The organism is Bacillus cereus group sp. N11 (genome assembly GCF_016483605.1).
GTDB classification, from domain to species: domain Bacteria; phylum Bacillota; class Bacilli; order Bacillales; family Bacillaceae_G; genus Bacillus_A; species Bacillus_A toyonensis.
This window is the reverse complement of sequence record NZ_JAEHBN010000003.1, coordinates 296,168-316,114: the sequence shown is the minus strand read 5'-3', so window position 1 is coordinate 316,114 and position 19,947 is coordinate 296,168. Positions and strand designations below refer to the sequence as shown.

The window sequence follows — 19,947 nt, the reverse complement described above, 5'->3', positions numbered from 1 at the left end:
AAGGAGTCTTCTTGGCTAAAATGATAAAATAATCCTTTTAATAGAAAGGAGAAATAACAATGGGACAAGGGAACAGAGGAATGGCTTTTGAGAAGCTTATCAATCGAAAATTCTAAAGGAATACCGCGCTTTAAAAGCACGATTTGAGAATGAAGTGGAGCTACAGCAAGAGGGAATTAGTCTGTTTTCTGAGATAAGGAATACAAGGCATGTTTGAAATATCAAATTCAAACAAATTAATCAGGCCTTACAATACGTTTTAGATTATGATGAGGCGGAAATTATCAAGATGAAGTATTTGAATGGAGAGAAATTAAAGGATAGTTTTATGTATACAGAACTCTCAATGAAGAAAGATCATTTCTACTATAAGAAGAAAAATGCAATTCGAATGATTGCTACTTCATTGGGGATGATTTAAATATAAGGGGTTTTGTTGGAATGCTTTCGTGTTAGTGTTAAAATGTAATATATAATAAAATAGATTTATATTGTTGATAATTTAATACTAAAAATATGGAGGATTACTAGTGAAGGCGAACTTGGAAACGGTAACAGGATACTTACAGAGTAATGAAGAAGTAATTTCTACACTTTATTGTGCGATAAATCTTGGTTATATTAGTAGATCTGGAATTTTAGCTGCTACAAATAAAAAGTTATTGTTTTGTGCTGACTATATGTTTGGAAAAGGCCTTAAATGGGAATATGCATACACTGAGGTGAATAACTTCAGTCATACAAATGATGTAGTTTTAGAGATGTCTAGTATCCCTTTTATCAAAAAAATAACAATGGATTCCGGTGATGCTTTTATTGTATTTGATAATTTTTCTACCCCATCAAAAGCGAATTCATTTTATGAGCTAGTTCAATCAAAGATATAATCGTTAAGGAAATGTTATCTTTTTGTTTTACTTAATAGCAAGATTCTTTATAAGAAATATGCATCTCATGAAAATTGGGATGCTTTTTTTATGGAATAAAAAACATCAACAAAAAACCGATAAAATAAGGGGAATTATGCAAATGAAATCGGCAGTAAAGTATAGGTACAAGCCCTTTGACAACAACATATCGAAGAGGATTAGTACACCTATTAGTGAAACGTTCTGATGCGAGAATGTCACGGTAACGTATACCGCATAGTAGGGCGGGCAAGGCGGTAAGAAGCCGCATTAAGACGAAGAGACCAATCAATGTATAACAATGACATATTCCAGAGTGGTGGGTGTGAGATGACTCGCATTCGTCATGCTGTTTTTATTGTATTTAGTGTTCAGCCCAGAATGCGTCCTCTGGGTTGATAATAAATATAAGTCTATTTCTTTCTAGTATGTCGGTTCTTGAAGATGGAATGGGGGTGGTTGCTCATGATTGGGTGACGCTTGCATTCTAAAAATCTAAAAAAGTATACGTGATCTCGTACATTAGTAATTACTCACGATTCTTATTAATGACCAAAACGAGGGCAAAGAGTTCCACTCTTTGTTTGAGCCAATACAGCGGAAATATTCCCCTTCCGTCCCTCTAGTGTATTGGTTTAAACAAGGCGTTGGAAGAAAGATATACGTCTTGGATATAATCACGTTGTGTAAACACAGTTGGTCAGTGAAGGCTATGCGACAGCCGAAGTATTGTCCGACTCTATGGAGTATAAACGAGAAGATTCTTATTCTTCTCCTAGTCACCGAACGTAAAGCGCGTAGCTAATATGAGCTAGAAAATTATATGATGCGGTGGGTTCGAGAAGGTTGAGAGTACTCAGCCTTGAACTAATAGTGAATTTTTCATTTATTTTTCCATATCCTATTTAGGCTTTTTATTTAAAATATATAATTTTGCCTATTCGAATAAAAGGATATTTATGGTTCTTATCGAATGAATTAATTTGGAGGGGATTAGGAGATGGATAAATATATTTTTGATGAATTATTAAAGTGGGAAAAAATTTAATAGAAAAGTATAAAGCGATTGTAAAAGTGGAAAAAGAAAGAGAACTTGAATCCTTTACTCTGATGAAAAAAATTGATATTCTAAAAAAAGTGAGTGAAAAGTTTGAAGGGGAAAGGAAAAAACTTTTCGTAAGAGCAGAAATCAATCCGCTTCAAGACAGAGGGAAACAATTAGACCAAGAAATTAAAAGTACAAAATGGATTTATTATGAGAATAAGGAAGAAATCGAAATTACCCTTGAATACTAAAGAAAAGAAATTGATAATGATGATGAGAGTCAGCAAATTATTACGGATGATAAAGAGGTATTTTTAAAATGAAACTAGAAAAGCATCCACAACGGGTGCTTTTTTCTTTGTTATATAGAAATTACACATTAAACATAGATTTATATGCGTTGTGACTACACGCTAAGGAATAGTAATAAAAAGATGAGACCGATGAAACTGTATAAAAACCAAAATAATCCTAAGATGGGGAATGTTTTATGAAAATTAAGCATGGTGAACCTCCTTGGGTATATAAAGGATTATAATACATCGTTGGTCTATTTAGAATACTAACCATGAATTGGATAGTATTAGGCAGGGTTAAATCAATTGAAATTATACATTAAATGTATTTAATGAGTCTGTTAGGTATAAAGATAAGCGATAATCATACAATGATATGGAAGGGTCTTTTCTAACGTATTAGTTACCTCAACGTATATGTATCTTTTGGCGCCTGGGCGAGGGTGCTTTTTTTATTGCACATTATGATAAGGACAAGCATATTATGTAATAGGACGAGTTTTTCGTGTCCTATTCAATGCTCAGGATAAACCCCAATTTATATTGAGAGCAACCTCGATATTGGTGCTCTCTTTTTATTGAAAATTATATATAAATATATATAATATGATTGATGGGTTAATATTTCAATCTGAGGGGCACAAATTCGATGCGGCGTAAAAAGGATTTGTTGAAACAATGGAAGGTGGATTTGCAAGCTGTTCAAGAAGAAAAAAGGATGAAGAGGAAGGCTAAAAATAAGAAATATAGCATTCCTGGTAATGCAGCGGGATTCATGAATGGAAAGAATACTTATCGTAAAGAGAATGGGGTATGGAAGCAAAGAAATAAATGACGTGAAGGTAAATAAGTTTTGTAAAATTTATAGCAAGTATTGTAGGCGCTTCCGTAATCTGGGTGGCGTCTTGTTTGTTGTTAAGGATGATGGCTATATAGATAAACGAGGTGGGTGAAATTGTTTTGAAAGTTATATTAAAAATTATCGGGATAGGGTTTATCCTTTTCTTAATTGGATTAGAAACAGGATGAGTTATATGGGGATAAAAAAACAATCGACCTTAATGAACGAAAATAGAAGTATAAAACAAAAGACTCGTCGTTCGCTACAATTTACTAGGTAGAAAGCAAATAACATGACAATATACAGGTTGCGAGAGGTAATTCTCATTCTCGATAGAAATTATATCAAGAGATTCAAATGTTTTATAAGGAACATTATACATTGTTTTTAGACGCTGGCAGTGCAGTTGCTGTCTCGGAGAAGTCAGATCGCTTGCTGATAAACAATGAAGTACCTAAAGAAGCAAATATGTAGGCCCATTGAATTGAAAGAGGTACAAAGTCATAGCATCGATGGAAACAGCTCATTTTATAGAAAAGGAGGATGAGAAAAAATGAGTGGATTATTAGCAAAACCCAACTCTAATCATCTCTTCATCTTCTATTTCAATTATGAATTTATATTCTTTATCCAATAACCAGTAATGAAAGCTGACTGCATCAATGTCAACTAGTGATTGGAATACTTTATCAAGATTTGTACTTACTACAGGGAATTTATAGTTATCCCATAGTATAAAAATCTGTTCATCAAAATCTGGTTTATTTATATTAATTAGTGAAATTAATTTTTCCTTGTTTGTAACTAATAATTGATTATCTATCTGGCCCCAATCTATTCTTCCAGAGACAGTTATAGGAAAAGATTTTATTAAATTAGTAGTAATCTGCTGGCTTTTTTCCTGGGAGAAAATTATCGTTTTGTCTCCGAGGGATTCAAGACATTCATTAAATAAAGGGTTTGTATCATTGCTAATTTTTGTTTTTAGTACTCTTAACTTTTGTTGCATTATCCATCTTCTTGAGGATCTATCATTCATTTTTATCATTCTTTCTACAATTAATTAGGGATTAGAATAGCACATAGAAAAAGCACTTAGGAAAGAAATTTATTAAAATAATGAACGAAACAGATCGTTATTTTAATTAAAAGAGCACTTATACAAAGGTGCTCGTTGAAAAGGTAACAGCTCAATACAAGGAGATACAGAGGAAACTACTTTAAATGAATTTTGATATACGGCCTATTTACAGTATTATCGGAGTATTTATTTTAAATCCAATTTACTTAAAGTGAACATACCGACAGATAAGATGACAGCACCTACTGCAGAGCCCAGCCAGTCTCTCCAGCCTAATGTATTTAAAGAGGTATCTGATAAATCCATAATCAAGAAGATGGCAAACATAAATACACCAAATGCTAAGCATCCCCAAAACGTTTGTAAAGATTGAATCATCTTCTTATGGAAATTTTTCATATAAATCATCCTTACTAATATCATATATTTTTATAAATAAATTATTGCATGTTAAAAGGCTGAAAGTACAAGATATGCAATATTACATATTAAAATCAACCTTTTGTGGTGAAAATTAATGAAATTGGATAAATAGAAAAAGTTGCTAATTAAAGACTGGATAAAAAAATACAAAAGAGCAGCCAGCAAAAGCTAACTGCTCATCTCCAAGGGGAAATGGAGAAAATATAATGTTGTCTACATTATTGACGGAATATTGAATTTTATTCAAGGGGTTATGTTATATGATTAATTAAAAACTCTTTTATTAGCAGTAAAACTCCGAGGAGAGATAAGACTTCAATCGAAAACCAAAACATATCATTTTGAGTTTTTTAAACTCCATTACTATGGAAGAAAATAAAAATAAGGCAATGACTACCCCAATACAGAAACGGATTACATCAGACATTTATGGTACTCCTAATAATTAATTATTTTTTTATATAGGTATTTCCAATGGTACGGAATTTTAAAAATGTTTTATGGAAAATCAAATAAAAGAACACTATTCGAGTTGACTTTAAACCCTTATAGCCTCAAGGTAGGTTTTTAGTTTCTCTTTAAACAATTAAAGTAAGCCTCTATTTTCTAAAAATTTTGTTTGAGAATTGAATTATCGAATTCTTTTGAAACCTACCTATAATAATTCATTTTTAATATCATCAGCAATTCAATTAATATAATGATGAAATCCTCAAAAAATAATCAGCTCGGTTTAACGAGCTGATTATTACATCCAGAAATCCTCAAAGTCTACGCTGTAACCTTTTCTTTTTAAGGACCTAATTAGTTTTTGGCCATTCCCTAATGAAGGCTTGTATGTGTTTGAACGAGAAATACGACTAATTGTATTTTGATTAACTCCACTCCATTCCTTTAATTCGGTTTGAGTAATATTATTTTTTCTTAAAAATTTACCAAACTTTGATAATGGTTTCCCCAAGCCAAACATTGTGAACACTCCTATTCTTAAATACTCTATTAATCACATCTTCTCCAAAGCATGATTTTTTTAAACAAAAGTGTTAATAATGTACAAGCCCCACGCAATATGATGTATCAAGGTAGCCACCATGGTATCTAGCAAACTAATTACCAAAGTAGATACCAAATCAACTAGCCTTTGAACTAGCAAAGTATCTACCACCTTAACTGTCAAGATAATGCTATCAAGGTAATAAGCGTATAAAACCTATATTTTATCTAGTTTGTTCATTCTGTTTATAGAGGGGGCATTTAAATGCGTGGTAGGAAGGAAACAATTTCTTTTCGTGAATTTATGGATCAGTCATATGAAGATAAAGAAAAAAAAATACGTAAATACAATTCATTAAGTCCTTTCGCATTCCTTCATATGTCGGATCAGGTACTCAATACTTACATTGCATTAGGCATAATGGGAACCGTTTTAATCGGGGCAGTCATGTTAGAAAAATATTTGGTACGACATGACTATATATCCGCAGCTAAATTTGTAAGTGAAGGAATATATCACGGCATGCGAATTGGTGGAGTTTGTTTGATTGGATATGTATTTATTCGCATCGTAATCATGTTTTAGGGGGGAGTATATGAAATTGATTAAGAAGTGGCTTCATAAACAAAGGTTAAGGAATCAACTTATAGAGGTATTTGGAAAAGCAGGTCTATATACGGAATATCAAACACGCGGGGGGAAAGTGCTTGTTTATCCAAAGGTACATAATATTTCTTCTTCAGCAGAAAGCGTGAGATATGTATTTACCATACCAAACGGATTAGATCCACAGAAGATTGAAAAGAAGTGGTTTTGTTTCCAACAAATATTAGGACGAAATATTACGATTGAAGGTGATGTGAAAAAATTTGTCCTACATGTATTCCGTTCGAACGCTGGGCTAAAATCGTACAATTACTGTTATAAAGGATGGAAACCACTATTAAAAGATTACCGTTTACCTGTTGTTGTCGGTAGGGACCAATTTGGAAAGATGATTGCGTACGATATGATTGACTCCAATTCACCACACTTATTAATTGCAGGGGAAACGGGAAGTGGGAAAAGTAGTATGGTACGTGTTATATTATCCACACTTATTCAATATATGTTTCCTGAAAAGTTGCATTTATATCTTGGTGACTTAAAAAACTCTGAATTTCATTTTTTGCGTAGAGTGAAGCATGTAAAAGAAGTTTGTATGGAAGAAATCGAAATGAAAATAATGCTTCAAAAGTTATGGAAGGAAATCAGAGAACGAAGAAAACTTATGGAAGAATATGAAGTTGATCATATTGATGCGTACAACAAAATAAATCCTAATTATCAAAAACCATATATTCTACTTGCTATCGATGAGGTAGCTATGCTTAAAGATGAAAAAGAGTGTATGGCTACAATAGAAAAGATTTCAGCAGTTGGGAGATCACTTGGAGTCTTTCTTATGCTTAGTATGCAGCGACCAGATGCCAAGGTGTTAGATGGTAAGTTAAAACTTAATATGACTGTAAGAATTGGCTTTAAATGTGATAGTGTGATTAATAGTAATATCATGGGTACTCCTGGTTCAGAGCATTTAGAGCAATCTGGCCAAATGATTTTTAAAAGAAATGGATTAAAGAAAGTGCAAGCACCTTACTTGTCACTATGTAAAGCGAAACAAATTATTGAGCCATATCGTATGGCTAAAGAGGAGAAAAAATCTAAAAACCCTCTGCAAAAAGAAATGCCTTTATTTGGGGTGTTAGATGATGAAGAGTAGAGATATAGGGATTTTGAATGACTTGAAACGATTTAGGTGTATGTCTCGTGACGATATTATTTATTTACATTTTCAAGGATTAAAGAATGCAATAACTTGTTGTAATACAGTTATGAAACGATTAAGAAGAGATGGGCATGTTGATGCTAACGTATTACAGCACCCATACATTTATTTTCCACAACCCAGTTCTATCAAAAAAACGAGTCAAAAAATTCCTCATTTCCTTGGTATTGTGGACGTATACAAACAACTCGTTCATTATGAAAATCCTAAGCTATTCGAAGTTGAACCAAAGTATGGGAAAGAATATATGGAACCGGATGCTTTTACAATATGGCGTAGATCGCCATTCTTTATTGAAGTTCAAAAGTCAGTGTACAGTAAAAAGATAATGCAAGATAAGATAAATAGATATGAGTTATACTTCCATAGCCAAGAATGGCATAATGAATCTTGGCAACCGAAAACTTCTAAATTCTTTCCTTCAATCCTTATCATTACTGACAAACATTATGACGTTCAATCTTCTTATTTTCGTGTATTCCAGGCGAATTCTATAGAGAGTTTTATAAATAATTTAACGGTAAAATCATAAAGAAAGCCTGCATAGTGTAGAACTGTTTCTTTTCAATAATGTATTAAGTCATGTGTGATGATGATTGTTAGACGGCAATAAATGCGGAAGATTAAATTTGAAGCAAGTTATGAAATAGTAAAAAAATGAAAAAAGTAAACCTTTAAATAATTTTCAATGGTTAAGCCAATATCTCATTGTATAGCGCTAAGGGTGATAATATCTCAAGTATGAAATAATTAGTAATTTGTGACGGCCAAGTCTCTTACGTGGAGGGTTAGCCGTTTTTATTATATTTTATCTCTTAGTTTTCTCTATAAAGTATATTAAAAAGATAAGGTAAATCTTCTTCTAAAATGATATCTCCAAAATTAATAACTTGTACGATAATCTCTCAATTATCACTAAACCCATTCATATCAACAAGTTCTCCCACATATCCGTTTGTACCAATACTTTACTAATGTACGCATAAAAAATGCCCTTTATCTTATCTTTATCTTATCTTTACCTTATCTTTAAATTTTTATATTAAACTATAAACCTTAAAGTATTGATGTTTGAGTCTAAAAAGGGGCGAGAGATAGATGTTCATTACATATTTTGTGAATAGCCAATTATCTTTGAAAAATAGAATTTCTTATACGAGGAGGAATATATGAAGAATACGAGTAAAATACGAATTATTATCTTATTGTTTATTAGTATTTTAGGTTTAGGAACAATACTTGGAATACTATATCTTAATCATAAAACCAATATTCAAAAAAATAAAGCGCTCGCAACCGAAAAACGTGTTTTGCAATATGAGCTCACCTTGAAAAAAGAATTAGAAAAATATAATTTAGGAGAGAAAACAGCAGTTTTATTAGGAATTATGTACCAAGAGAGTAGAGGTGAGGGCAACGACCCTATGCAGTCTTCTGAATCACTGGGGTTAAAGCCAAATGAAATTCAAGAGACAAGCTTGAGCATTAAACAAGGGGTAAAGCACTTTGCAAAAATGTACAAATATGGAACGGAAAAAGATGTTAGCATGGAGACAATTATTCAAAGCTATAATATGGGACCAGGGTATATTGATTTTATCGCCAGTCAAGAAGTTAAACAACACTCGGAAGATTCGGCCAAAAAGTTTTCTAAGATGAAAGTTGATCAAAATCCAGCGATGTACACTTGTGGTGGAAATAAAAATAATTTTAGGTATCCATATTGTTATGGTGATTTCACATATGCCACAAAGGTAAATGAAAAAACAAAACTTATTGAGGAACTTCTTCGAAATGTACATGCCCCTTCTAAATAAGCTGTAAAATGATACTGTCAGTCATCAACAATAAAATATTAGAATGTAACTTATATTTTAAATAATTATTTTTTGTTTATATTTTTGTTATGTTCTGATGCAGTATTCCTATAATAGGGGTCACGAAATATAGCTATCAGGCTAACAATACAAAATATCCCCTAAAATAAAAAAAGACGTTATTCTTTCTGAGAAATCATTGGAAAAAATAACGTCTTTTTATCGATGTGACGGTATCCTATATAAAAAATTTCAATCTTATTTCAATAAGGTGAAATAAGATTGAGACTCTTTTGTTATTTACTTTATGGATAATGGAATGGTAATCAAAAATTGTACGCCTTGTTTTGTATTACTCATAGAATACGTGATAAAAAGGGATTCTAAAATTTGTTTTACAATATATAACCCTAAACCACTCCCTCCCGTATTTCGATTTCTTGACTTTTCGATTCGATAAAATGGTTTGAAAATATGTTGTATTTCTTCTTCTTTTATTTTGACACCTGTATTGATAACTCGTATTTGGATGTTGTTTTGTTTAGAATCCTTTGTTAACTTTATATAGACTTTTTCGTTATACGGTGAATACATAATCGCATTATGAATGATGTTTTTAAAAGCTTTTTCTAAAAGAACATAATCCGTATAAACAAAAATGTCAGAATCGACTTCTTTTATTATTTGAATGCCTTTTTGAGAAGCAAAAAATTCGAGGTTTTTTGTGATTGTATCTATTGATTTCGAAAGATTTACTTCTTCCACTTGAAGTTTAAAGGTATGTTGTTCTAATCTTGACATGCTTAAAATTTCGCGAACCAGTTGTTCTAGACTTTCAATTATTTGGAAATTCTTCTTTAAATATTGGTCACGATTTTGATAAGGGCCGATATTATATATCATCCCTTCTATGTATCCTTTCATAACAGTAAGAGGAGTTTTTAATTCATGTGCTACAATAGCAAAGAATTCCCTTCGCTTTGTTTCTATTTCTCTTTCTTTTTCAATATCACTTTTTAATTGCTGATTCGCTTTTTGTAAATCAAAAATTGCCTGTTGTAAATTTATGGACATATCATTCAAGCTATTGGACAATTCCCCTAATTCATCCATAGAACGAACCTCAATTTTTTCAGAGAAATCCAAGTTTGCCATCTTTTGTGCACCTTTATTAATATAAATAAGTGGTTTAGTAATAAACCTTGAATAGAGATAAGCACTTCCTAAACCAATAACCAGTACAATGATACTAATATAGGGTAGAAAACGTACCAAGACCTGTGAAGCTTCATCGATTGGTTGAAATGTTGCGAACACCACAAGCGTTAAGTTAACATCTTGGAATTGTATTGGCTTGGTAGCCTCATATGAATTACGAGATTGAGCCAAACCCTTTATTGGTACTGTTGTAACAAAACCTTTTGCTGGAGTCCCCCCCTGAACAGTCCCCCCCCGAACAGTACCCTCTTGAATAGTACTCCCTTGAATAGTACTTCGAAGATAAGGATAATAAATAAGCCTTCCCTCATTATCTTGAAGATATATCATTGCATTATTTTTTTGTGCGTATTCATCAACAAGTGGTGTTGCATTTTGAAGCGTAAGATCTTTAGATTTATCAATTATTTCTTCGATTCCCGTTTGAAGCTGATCTGTTTTGTATTTCTCATAAAATTTAGGGAGAAAGAAGTATAAAGTTACATAAATTAAGGCTGCAAAGGCTAACAAAATGAGAGATGTAGTCATAAAGAGTTTATAGGTAATTCTCTTCATCTTCATGATTTTTACAATCCTATTCATCGATTTTATAACCAATGCCCTTTACTGTTTTAATATAGGGTATATCTAATTTTTTTCGTATGTTTTTCATATGCGTATCAATCATTCGTGTGTCTCCAGCATACTCATATCCCCAAATTTTTTCTACGATATTTTCTCTAGTGAGTACCTTTTTTTCATTTTGAAGTAGTAGTTGCAAAATTTCAAATTCTTTTGTCGTTAAGGGAACGTCAACCCTATTTACATATACTTTATATGCATCGCCATCGACATGTAGTTCTCTAAATACAAAATGATTATCCGTACTTTGATTATTACTTCTTCTCAGTACTGCTTCGACTCGTCTCATCAAAACATGAAAAGAAAAAGGCTTCGTAATATAATCATCGATTCCAAGATCAAATCCTTTCATTTGATCTTGTTCTTCTTCTAGCGCAGTTAACATAATAATTGGTATATTTGACTGACTTCGAATCATTTTGGCAACTTCAAATCCATTTAGGTTTGGCATCATCACATCTAGAAGAATTAAATCAAAGGATTGCTTATTAAATTGTTTCATGCCCTCTAATCCATCTGATGCAACTATAACTTTATACTGTTGTGTCATTAAAAATTGTTTAATTAATTCTTGTATTTCTTGATCATCTTCTACCACCAGAATGTGATAGTTCTTCATAATATCACCTCTTGTAGTCATTATAACCTTCCAATCTGGAGTTGATATGGAGACGTATTAGAAACACCATAAAAACTTCACAAGAAAACTACATGTATTTCAAATCAGATCCAGATGCATGAGATAGGTTATATACATAACAAGACAGAGGGAGGTAATTAAGATGTCACTGGAAGCAAACATCATTCTTTCTTTATTAGATGTACAACTGTGGATGGTCCCTCATTCGAATAATATACGCATAAAAGAGAAAAAACAAAAATTGAAACCAGCACCGTGCTTAAACAAATACACAAGTGTAAATAAAAGAAAGCTATATAAGTCTAGTGAACAAAAATAGGGAGAATCAAATTGATTCTCTCTATTTTTGTATTCAATTATTAGGTACTGAAAATCTTTACTATAACTCTAGATTAACTCCATATAGAATACAGATTAAGTTTGTATGATACATGTACCAAATAGAGAGGAATGATACATGATGTTGACGATTTACACAATCTATCAAATTTTATCCCTTCCTTCTTATTTACACACAAACCTATTACCATCCATTCTCACGAGAATGCTAGGATCTAAGTTTATAACAAAAGAATAAATAGGCTAATGGATGTTTATTGTCCCTTGTTTCCACTTTTTGTAAAACACCTGTATAAACACGCATGCTACTTTGTACATTGAATACCCTATTTGTTGAGAGCCGACTAGGCTCTTTTTTTAGAGACAAGCTCGAAGTGGGTTTGAATATCGTCATACATATATTCATAGGGAATTTCAAATATAATGTTACCCCTACGAAAAAACAGTTGATTTATGTTTAAACCATGACCAAAGGTAAAATTTTCTTTTTTTGAAATCGTGATTCTTAAATATTACATTCATACATCGTATTTCAAATATCAAGATAAAAATATTCAATTGTAAATTAAAGGAGAAAGGGATGTTCACAATGGGACACTATGATACAAATCAAACAGAAAGCAATAGGAATAAAGCCTATAAAAAAACAGGGTATTTTTTCACAGGAATAATTAGTGCAGTGATTGGTGCAATTACCATTGGATTGACCACCCCTTATATAAATGAAATCAAAGGAAGTGCAGGTCAATCTCCTAAGCATAACGAAGTAAATCAGGCTACGCCGATCTCTTACAAACCAGAAGATGTGAGCAATCCTCATAATATGATTGAATCTGCAAAAGAAGTTGTCGTAGGTGTCATTAACTATAAACAAAATGCAGATTCATTTAATACGCAAGATCAATCAGAAGAAGCTGGTTCGGGATCAGGGGTCATATATAAAAAAAACGGCAATAAGGCTTTCATTGTTACAAATAATCATGTGATAGACGGTGCGAATAAAGTAGAAGTGAAATTGAATAATGGTAAAAAGGTTCCCGCTAAAGTAGTAGGGACAGATCCATTATTAGATTTAGCGGTATTAGAAATTGACGGGGCAGATGTAAAAAGAGTCGCAACACTTGGAGACTCAGAAAAAATTCGTACAGGGGAAACGGTAATAGCCATTGGGAATCCATTGGGGCTAGAAGGTAGTGTAACAAAGGGGATTATTAGTAGCAAGGAACGAGAAATACCTGTTAGTACCCTCGGAAATCAACAAGTGGATTGGCAAGCACAGGTAATTCAAACAGATGCAGCTATTAATCCTGGGAATAGTGGAGGAGCTTTGTTTAATGAACGGGGTGAAGTCATTGGAATTAATTCGAGTAAAATTGCACAACAAGCTGTTGAAGGAATTGGATTTGCAATTCCGATTCATATAGCCAAAACGATCCTGGAGTCTCTTGAGAAAGATGGAACAGTTAAGCGTCCGATGATGGGTGTACAGTTATTAGATGTGGAGAAAATGACAGATTCTGCACGCCATCAATTAAAATTACCAAAAGAGATATCAAATGGTGCAGTATTAAGGAATATCTCAAACCAATCACCAGCAGAAAAAGGTGGATTGCAACAATATGATGTTGTGATTGCATTAGATGGACAAAAAATAGAAAATGTCGTTCAATTCCGTAAATATTTATATGAAAAGAAAAAATTGGGGGATACAATTAAAGTAACAGTTTATCGAAATGGTGAAAAACTAACAAAAACCGTGAAATTAATGGAACAAACACGTACCACTTAACAGCCACCTTTTGGTGGCTTTTTCTATTTTACTAGTTTCATATGTACGATCATTCCATTCGTCCTCACTCCACATTAATGAACTGGCTCTCTACCAATTTTCAAAATCGATTACGTATTTTAATTTGTGTTCCAGTTTTTCTTGACTATATTAACGAATCACTACATATGCACTCCAGATAAGCCCTAATATCTTTAGATAATCTACTGAATATCTTCATATAAACTCCAGATAGTGTATTTAGAATAACAACTATCAAGGAGGTTAGGAAAAATGAATTTTATAAAACGCGCAATTCTCAGTATGAAAAAAAGAATAGGAACATCATTAATTTTGATGGCGGTCTTTCTGATTGTTACAAACTTAGTGCTGGCAGGATTTGCAATCCAGAATGCATCAAAAAAGGCTGCTGATTCAGCAAGAAAAAAACTGGGTGCTGATGTTACTTTAAGTCTTGATTTTGATAAATTAGGAAAACAAGCAAGGGAAACTGGAGAAGCGCCTAATCCGCCGCAGCTCAATACAAAAGAAACAGATCAATTAGCGAAGTCCAAATATGTTAAAGACTATAATTATATAACCCATAATTTCGGAATTGCAGATGGATTTAAATTAGTAGGAGCTTCAGAAGGAGAAGATGAAGGAAAAGGAAAAGGTAGCGTTGCAATGGTTGGAGGATCAGGTTCAGGTTCAGAAATAGATATGAATTCTTCTCTTATGATAGAAGGAGTTCGCAAGACTTTATTACAAGAAAGTTTTAAAAATGGAAAAAGTAAAATCATTGATGGGAAACCAATTACAGAAAAGATGCAAGATCAGAATGTAACTTTAATGGAAAAACGATTAGCGGAACAAAATAATTTGAAAGTGGGAGATAAGGTTAAAATTCAATCAGGGGATAAGAAGGAAATTCTTGAAGTTGAAATTATTGGTATTTATGAAACGAATGAGCAACCAATGGGTCAAAACCCCCCTCCTATGATGAATCCAGCTAATAAACTATATATGCCTCACTCTACTTTAAAGAAATTAGAAACAGATGAAGGTATGAGTAGCATTCAGGTCGTGTACTTATTGAACGATCCACAGTATATTGATGCATTTAAAAAAGAAGCAAAAAAATCTGATATTGATTTTAATTATTTTAAGTTAGATGCACATGATTCATTGTACAAGCAAATGATTGGTCCTATCGAAAATATCGCTTCTACGTCTCAAATGATTATCTATATGGTATCTATTGCAGGTGCGATTATTTTAGGATTAATCATTATGTTATCGATTAAAGCACGTCGTAAGGAAATGGGGATTTTATTATCTATTGGAGAGAAAAAATGGAAACTGATGGCGCAGTTCGTAGTAGAAGTAGCATGTATTGCTATTTTAGCATTTGGATTATCCCTAACAACAGGAGCTAAAGTTTCTCAATTCGTAGGGGATAACTTACTTTCGAGTGAAATTGCTACAGCAAGCGAAGAAAAAGACAATTCACAAAATGGTAGTGTAATGATGGTTGGGGCTGGTGGTACTCCACAAAACCAAAATGAAGATCCAATTGATAAAATTGATGTAAGTGTAACAGGAGAGGATTTAGGGAAAATGGGGGGAATTGGACTGACTATTGCTATATTAGCAACGCTTCTTCCGGCATTATCTATCCTACGCTTAAATCCAAAACAAATTCTTTTAAAAGATGAATAAGGAGGATGGATATGGAGACAATTTTACAATTTAAAAACTTAGATTATTATTATGAAAGTAACGGAAAAAAAGTAACGATACTAGATAATGTGAATTTTTCTTTTCAAAAAGGGCATTTCTACACGATTTTAGGGCCATCTGGATCTGGTAAAACTACAACTCTTAGCTTAGGTTGTGGGCTGGATATACCTAAAAATGGTTATGTACTGTATAACGGCAAGGATATTAGAAAAATTGGCTTGGATCGATACCGTAATCAACATGTATCTGTAATTTTCCAATCTTATAATTTGATTACCTATATGACTGCTCTTCAGAATGTATTAACGGCAATGGAAATTACAGGTGTGAAGGTACAAAATAAAAAAGCAAGAGCATTAGAATTATTAGAGAAGGTAGGGCTCACAGAAGTAGAAGCGAAACGAAATGTCTTGCAATTAAGTGGCGGGCAACAACAACGTGTAGCAATTGCTCGAGCGCTATCTTGTAATGTCGATTTACTAATCGCTGATGAACCAACAGGGAACCTTGATGGAGAAACAGCGAAAGAGATTATTGAGCTGTTTCAGGAGCTCGCCCATCAAGAGAATAAATGTGTAATTGTTGTTACGCATTCACAAGAAGTTGCAAAAATATCAGATCGAGCAGTTTATTTAAGTAAAAAGAAGTTAGTAGTAAATGAAATTAATAATAGTTAAGAAAAAGGTTACTATTGTTCCTAATTCACATAATTTTCAAAATTAAAATCTGTGGATGCTAATATTTGTTATATAATGTATTTGTCAAAGCATTACCCCTGTAGTTTCTATGATGAATCTGTAAGATAGTTTGTTTGCCCCGTATATTCATCTGAAACTAAAAAGAACTTGTAGAGATTCCTACAGGTTCTTTTTGTTTTAAGGGTTATATGTGAATTTAAAATATAATTACAATTTTTTGAGGGGGGAAAGGTACATGTTTGTAAAAGCAGAAAGATTATTAATACGGAAATTTGAGTTCAAAGATTGGCAAGCTGTCCATGAGTATACATCAGATATCAATGTTATGAAATACATACCTGAAGGGGTTTTTACTGAAGAAGATACAAGGAGCTTTGTGAATGAAAACAGTGGTAAAAACGCTAAGAATTTTCCTGTGGTATTAATAGATGAAGATATCCTGATTGGTCATATAGTTTTTCATAAATATTTTGGTGAGCATACTTATGAGATTGGTTGGGTGTTCAATCCAAAATATTTCAATAAAGGATATGCTTCTGAAGCAGCACAAGCTATATTGAAATATGGCTTTAAGGAAATGAAATTACATAGGATTATCGCTACATGTCAGCCACAAAATATCCCATCATATCGAGTGATGGAGAAGATTGGAATGAGAAGAGAAGGCTATTTCAGAAAGTGTATACCACATGGGAATGAATGGTGGGATGAATATTATTACGCTATTTTAGAAGAGGAGTAGTGTCTCAGAACTCATTATTTAAATTCAAACTCCTATCCCTAAATAGGCAAGTGACTAACGTTAGTAGGATTTTTGCTACCAAAGGCGAAGTCCATTTCTGCTATCGCTGACGTGCCAGACCGTGGTGTCCCATTACCACTCACGTGATTGACCCTATGGATTCTTAAAAAATAGAATATTAGAAATATATTATGGTAAAATGTGTATAACTATAAATTATTAAATAGATTGGAGAATACTAGAATGAAAGTACAATTACTAAGAATAGGGATATTGGCTTGCTTCATGATATTTTGTTGGTCCTATGAAGATGTCTCTGCTGCATCTACGTGTGAGCCATATGGTGAAATTAAGCCTAACAAAAATCCCTCTCGTCAGCACATAAATTGTTTACTAACGAACGCAGCATTAAAAGAAAATGTTCCTCCTGAAGTTGTAAAAGCTGTAGCTACACAAGAAAGTGGATGGAAACAATTTGATGGAAACGGCCAGCCAATCATAGCACAAGATGGTGGAATTGGGATTATGCAAATTACCAATCAAACTCAGTTCGATCAACAAAAGTTAAAATATGATATTAATTATAATATTGAAGCAGGTGTTAAAGTTCTTCGTAGCATGTATCAGCGAACAGATCTACCTAAGGTAAAAGCTGCTGGACCAGAAGTAATCGAAAACTGGTACTTCTCCGTTATGGCTTATAATGGAACAAAACCTGCAAACAGTCCTTTGTATAAAGCTACCGGTCAAAAAAATTTAAATGCTTACCAAGAAAAAGTGTTTTCTATTCTAGAACAATACAGTTTTTTAAATGATACAAAATTGGGGCAGTTTCCTTTCAGTACAGCTGATTTCGAATATGATCCTAACACGAGCACAAATATTGTATTTAAAAAGAAGGAGTACATACTAACAAATCCACATTCTTCTATCTATCACCTAAAAACAGGTGATCAAGTCCTTGTAACAAGAGATGGAGTAAATTTAAGATCTAAACCTACTTCCGCTTCAAGTGGGAAACCGTTAAGTAAAAATACGAACTTGATTATTCAAGGAAACGCTGCATATGATGAATCTGTAGATAGTAGCAATCAGTTTGTATGGTATCCAGTTAAAACTGCAGATCAAAAACTAGTAGGTTATATTTCTTCTGCATATATTATGAAAAAATTATAATTTAAGATCAAACGGTGAAGATAATCACTGATAAAGATATGGTAGTGATCGGAACAGTTGAACCAAATATAGTTGTGGGTTCTGGTGCAAAAAATTATTAAGCTTGGATATACCGATACTACTACTCTAAAAAGGCTTGTAATTGGTATGGAAACAAAAAAGTTGTTCAAGTGGAAGAATTTTGATCCTAACTGTATTTTATAAACAGTGAAATGATACAAGCGGTACAACTTGAATCTTCTTAAAGAAGCACCCCTTCGTGTATACTACTTAGGAAAGTTTGGGAGGAAGTGAAGAGAGACGAGCTTCCAACGAAAGCAAAAGAAAAAACAGATATGAAATAATTAGTTACTTGTGATGGCGGATTCTCTTACATGGAGGATTCGCCGTTTTTTTATTTACAATGAGAAACGCATGTTAGGGTGAATATTGGGGTGAATTGAAATGTCTGACTGGTCAATACTGTGAACGTATTAATGATTGATTTGTATAAGTACCTATACATACCAGGTTAACGAAATTTTGTTCATTTGTTTTCGCTAAAGGTGCATCTCGGGGGGAAGAAGAAAGTGTGCAAAAGAAGTGTTAGAAAGCCATAGCATGATTGACAGAATTAAACTCGTTAGATATCTCGTAATAGATAGCATAATAGAGAATTAAATTGTTGTATATTTTAATATATTGTTATAATATTACGAAGGGAATAAGGTAATATAAGGTAAATACGCTAATGTTATTGTATAAATATAGCGCAAACAGGGAGAATGGACATGAAAAGATATCTAGTATTAGGATTATTGTTGTCAAGTTTATTAGTGGGGTGTGGTCAGGAGAACGCCTCTACCAAGAAAGAAACTCCTAAGAGTGAGCAGGAAGTGAAGAAGGACGCGCAAGCCGATAAGAAGGTAGATGAAACAAAGCGTGATGAATTAAAGGACGCGGAAAATTTGGATGATAATGTGCCAAGGGATAACGAAAACAAAGCGATTGATACGGAAAAAAATGAGGATAAAGTTGATATTGTGCAGTATCAGCTTCCAGTAGATGAAAGTAGTTCTACAATGCCTGTCGATTACTTTGAAGCACTTGAACATGGTATGCCATATGAAGAAGTAGCTAAGGCATTACACCGTAATGCGACAAGTGCATTTAAAACGAAGAAGTTTGATACTGAATTAATTGAATATATTTATGAGGCGCCAGAAGCGGTGATACAAGTTCAATTTAAGGACGGTAAGTTATTTGGTGCGGATTATGTTGGCCAAGATAAGGAAATGTATTCAGTTATTCCTGTCGGATGGGATGTCAAAAATAATCGTTGGGCTGAAGAGAAAAACATAAGCGTGCAATCTAATGAGAGTAAGTCAAATAATCACAAGTCTCAAATGGACGAAGGCAAGAATGTTGAAGCCAATGATAAGCCCGAAGAAGTTACTACCAAACATAAACCTAATAATAACGAAGTTGAACAACAACGTAAGGAAGTAGAAGAATTTAAGCCGAGTGATGCAGACATGGAACGGATTAAACGACAAGAGGACCGTTGGAATACGCCATCAGGAGGTGTGGGTGCTACATGGCAGCAAGAAATGGAAGAGATGAAAAAACAGAAATAAAATAATGTGTATACCTATTATATGGATTAAATGAATTTAAAGCGGGAAATTTATTGGATTTACTAACTCTTAATAAGAGTGGAAGATTATCACAAGGTAAAGTAATTATTGCTTTACCTTGTGATAATTTATAACAAAATCTGATTATCGATC

The 19,947-nt window shown here is 33.0% G+C and carries 19 protein-coding genes and 3 pseudogenes; 16 read left to right on the top strand and 6 right to left on the bottom strand.

Annotated features, from left to right (window positions below; all coding sequences use genetic code 11):
- Positions 1 to 106: 106 nt before the first annotated feature.
- From JDS98_RS30565 to JDS98_RS07520, 4 genes and pseudogenes are all read left to right on the top strand, one after another.
- Positions 107 to 421: pseudogene (locus JDS98_RS30565) on the top strand (ArpU family phage packaging/lysis transcriptional regulator); the annotation flags it as partial.
- 109 nt (positions 422 to 530) lie between these two features.
- Entirely contained in the window at positions 531 to 887 is a 357-nt protein-coding gene (locus JDS98_RS07530) for a PH domain-containing protein (protein ID WP_098711866.1), read from the top strand.
- A gap of 1,053 nt (positions 888 to 1,940) precedes the next feature.
- The gene (locus JDS98_RS07525; protein ID WP_223268717.1) at positions 1,941 to 2,204 is read left to right on the top strand and encodes a hypothetical protein; all 264 of its coding nucleotides are present in this window, start codon (positions 1,941 to 1,943) and stop codon (positions 2,202 to 2,204) included.
- Positions 2,205 to 2,898: 694 nt separating this feature from the next.
- Positions 2,899 to 3,084 (top strand): hypothetical protein, encoded by a 186-nt coding sequence (locus JDS98_RS07520; protein ID WP_098016299.1) that lies wholly within the window; start codon positions 2,899 to 2,901, stop codon positions 3,082 to 3,084.
- A 571-nt stretch (positions 3,085 to 3,655) separates the two neighbouring features.
- Here JDS98_RS07520 and JDS98_RS07515 read toward each other — a convergent pair.
- The 3 genes from JDS98_RS07515 to JDS98_RS07505 all read right to left on the bottom strand — a co-directional run bounded on the left by JDS98_RS07515 (position 3,656) and on the right by JDS98_RS07505 (position 5,564).
- The gene (locus JDS98_RS07515; RefSeq protein ID WP_098711059.1) at positions 3,656 to 4,129 is read right to left on the bottom strand and encodes a CDI toxin immunity protein; all 474 of its coding nucleotides are present in this window, start codon (positions 4,127 to 4,129) and stop codon (positions 3,656 to 3,658) included.
- Positions 4,130 to 4,357: 228 nt separating this feature from the next.
- Positions 4,358 to 4,570, bottom strand: coding sequence for a hypothetical protein (locus JDS98_RS07510; RefSeq protein WP_098711058.1), 213 nt, complete (start codon positions 4,568 to 4,570; stop codon positions 4,358 to 4,360).
- A 772-nt stretch (positions 4,571 to 5,342) separates the two neighbouring features.
- A complete protein-coding gene (locus JDS98_RS07505) occupies positions 5,343 to 5,564 on the bottom strand; it encodes a helix-turn-helix domain-containing protein (RefSeq protein ID WP_000467340.1) in 222 nt (73 codons plus the stop codon).
- Between the two features lie 288 nt (positions 5,565 to 5,852).
- Here JDS98_RS07505 and JDS98_RS07500 point away from each other — a divergent pair, with 288 nt between their 5' ends.
- The 3 genes from JDS98_RS07500 to JDS98_RS07490 are packed head-to-tail and all read left to right on the top strand — an operon-like array spanning position 5,853 to position 7,948.
- Complete coding sequence (locus JDS98_RS07500; protein WP_199633737.1) at positions 5,853 to 6,173, top strand: hypothetical protein; 321 nt, start codon at positions 5,853 to 5,855, stop codon at positions 6,171 to 6,173.
- 10 nt (positions 6,174 to 6,183) lie between these two features.
- Positions 6,184 to 7,350: an FtsK/SpoIIIE domain-containing protein gene (locus JDS98_RS07495; protein ID WP_199633736.1), complete on the top strand. Its 1,167-nt coding sequence runs from the start codon at positions 6,184 to 6,186 to the stop codon at positions 7,348 to 7,350.
- 40 nt (positions 7,351 to 7,390) lie between these two features.
- On the top strand, positions 7,391 to 7,948 hold the full coding sequence (locus JDS98_RS07490; RefSeq protein ID WP_199633758.1) for a replication-relaxation family protein: 558 nt from the start codon (positions 7,391 to 7,393) through the stop codon (positions 7,946 to 7,948).
- A gap of 295 nt (positions 7,949 to 8,243) precedes the next feature.
- Here the strand turns inward: JDS98_RS07490 and JDS98_RS30195 are convergent.
- Positions 8,244 to 8,369 (bottom strand): annotated as a pseudogene (locus JDS98_RS30195) (vancomycin resistance histidine kinase VanS); the annotation flags it as partial.
- A 216-nt stretch (positions 8,370 to 8,585) separates the two neighbouring features.
- On the opposite strand from JDS98_RS30195, the gene JDS98_RS07485 reads away from it, so the two are divergent.
- Positions 8,586 to 9,233 carry a lysozyme family protein gene (locus JDS98_RS07485; protein ID WP_000799426.1) on the top strand — a complete coding sequence of 216 codons (648 nt, stop codon included), beginning with the start codon at positions 8,586 to 8,588 and terminating at the stop codon, positions 9,231 to 9,233.
- Between the two features lie 300 nt (positions 9,234 to 9,533).
- Here JDS98_RS07485 and JDS98_RS07480 read toward each other — a convergent pair whose 3' ends face one another.
- Both JDS98_RS07480 and JDS98_RS07475 read right to left on the bottom strand, forming a co-directional pair.
- Entirely contained in the window at positions 9,534 to 11,012 is a 1,479-nt protein-coding gene (locus JDS98_RS07480) for a sensor histidine kinase (protein ID WP_000782790.1), read from the bottom strand.
- A gap of 13 nt (positions 11,013 to 11,025) precedes the next feature.
- Positions 11,026 to 11,691 (bottom strand): response regulator transcription factor, encoded by a 666-nt coding sequence (locus tag JDS98_RS07475; RefSeq protein WP_000800737.1) that lies wholly within the window; start codon positions 11,689 to 11,691, stop codon positions 11,026 to 11,028.
- 163 nt (positions 11,692 to 11,854) lie between these two features.
- Between JDS98_RS07475 and JDS98_RS07470 the strand changes: the two genes are divergently transcribed.
- From JDS98_RS07470 to JDS98_RS07440, 8 genes and pseudogenes are all read left to right on the top strand, one after another.
- Complete coding sequence (locus JDS98_RS07470) at positions 11,855 to 12,031, top strand: hypothetical protein (RefSeq protein WP_000050962.1); 177 nt, start codon at positions 11,855 to 11,857, stop codon at positions 12,029 to 12,031.
- Between the two features lie 600 nt (positions 12,032 to 12,631).
- Positions 12,632 to 13,840 (top strand): S1C family serine protease, encoded by a 1,209-nt coding sequence (locus JDS98_RS07465; protein ID WP_199633735.1) that lies wholly within the window; start codon positions 12,632 to 12,634, stop codon positions 13,838 to 13,840.
- 273 nt (positions 13,841 to 14,113) lie between these two features.
- Positions 14,114 to 15,541: an ABC transporter permease gene (locus JDS98_RS07460; RefSeq protein ID WP_199633734.1), complete on the top strand. Its 1,428-nt coding sequence runs from the start codon at positions 14,114 to 14,116 to the stop codon at positions 15,539 to 15,541.
- Positions 15,542 to 15,552: 11 nt separating this feature from the next.
- Positions 15,553 to 16,239, top strand: a complete 687-nt coding sequence (locus tag JDS98_RS07455) for an ABC transporter ATP-binding protein (protein WP_000447838.1) — start codon at positions 15,553 to 15,555, stop codon at positions 16,237 to 16,239.
- 256 nt (positions 16,240 to 16,495) lie between these two features.
- Complete coding sequence (locus tag JDS98_RS07450) at positions 16,496 to 17,002, top strand: GNAT family N-acetyltransferase (RefSeq protein WP_199633733.1); 507 nt, start codon at positions 16,496 to 16,498, stop codon at positions 17,000 to 17,002.
- A gap of 243 nt (positions 17,003 to 17,245) precedes the next feature.
- Positions 17,246 to 18,178: a transglycosylase SLT domain-containing protein gene (locus JDS98_RS07445; RefSeq protein WP_002106758.1), complete on the top strand. Its 933-nt coding sequence runs from the start codon at positions 17,246 to 17,248 to the stop codon at positions 18,176 to 18,178.
- Positions 18,179 to 18,412: 234 nt separating this feature from the next.
- A pseudogene (locus JDS98_RS30855) lies at positions 18,413 to 18,522 on the top strand (YxeA family protein); the annotation flags it as partial.
- 426 nt (positions 18,523 to 18,948) lie between these two features.
- Complete coding sequence (locus tag JDS98_RS07440; RefSeq protein ID WP_000833317.1) at positions 18,949 to 19,794, top strand: hypothetical protein; 846 nt, start codon at positions 18,949 to 18,951, stop codon at positions 19,792 to 19,794.
- Positions 19,795 to 19,947: the final 153 nt, after the last annotated feature.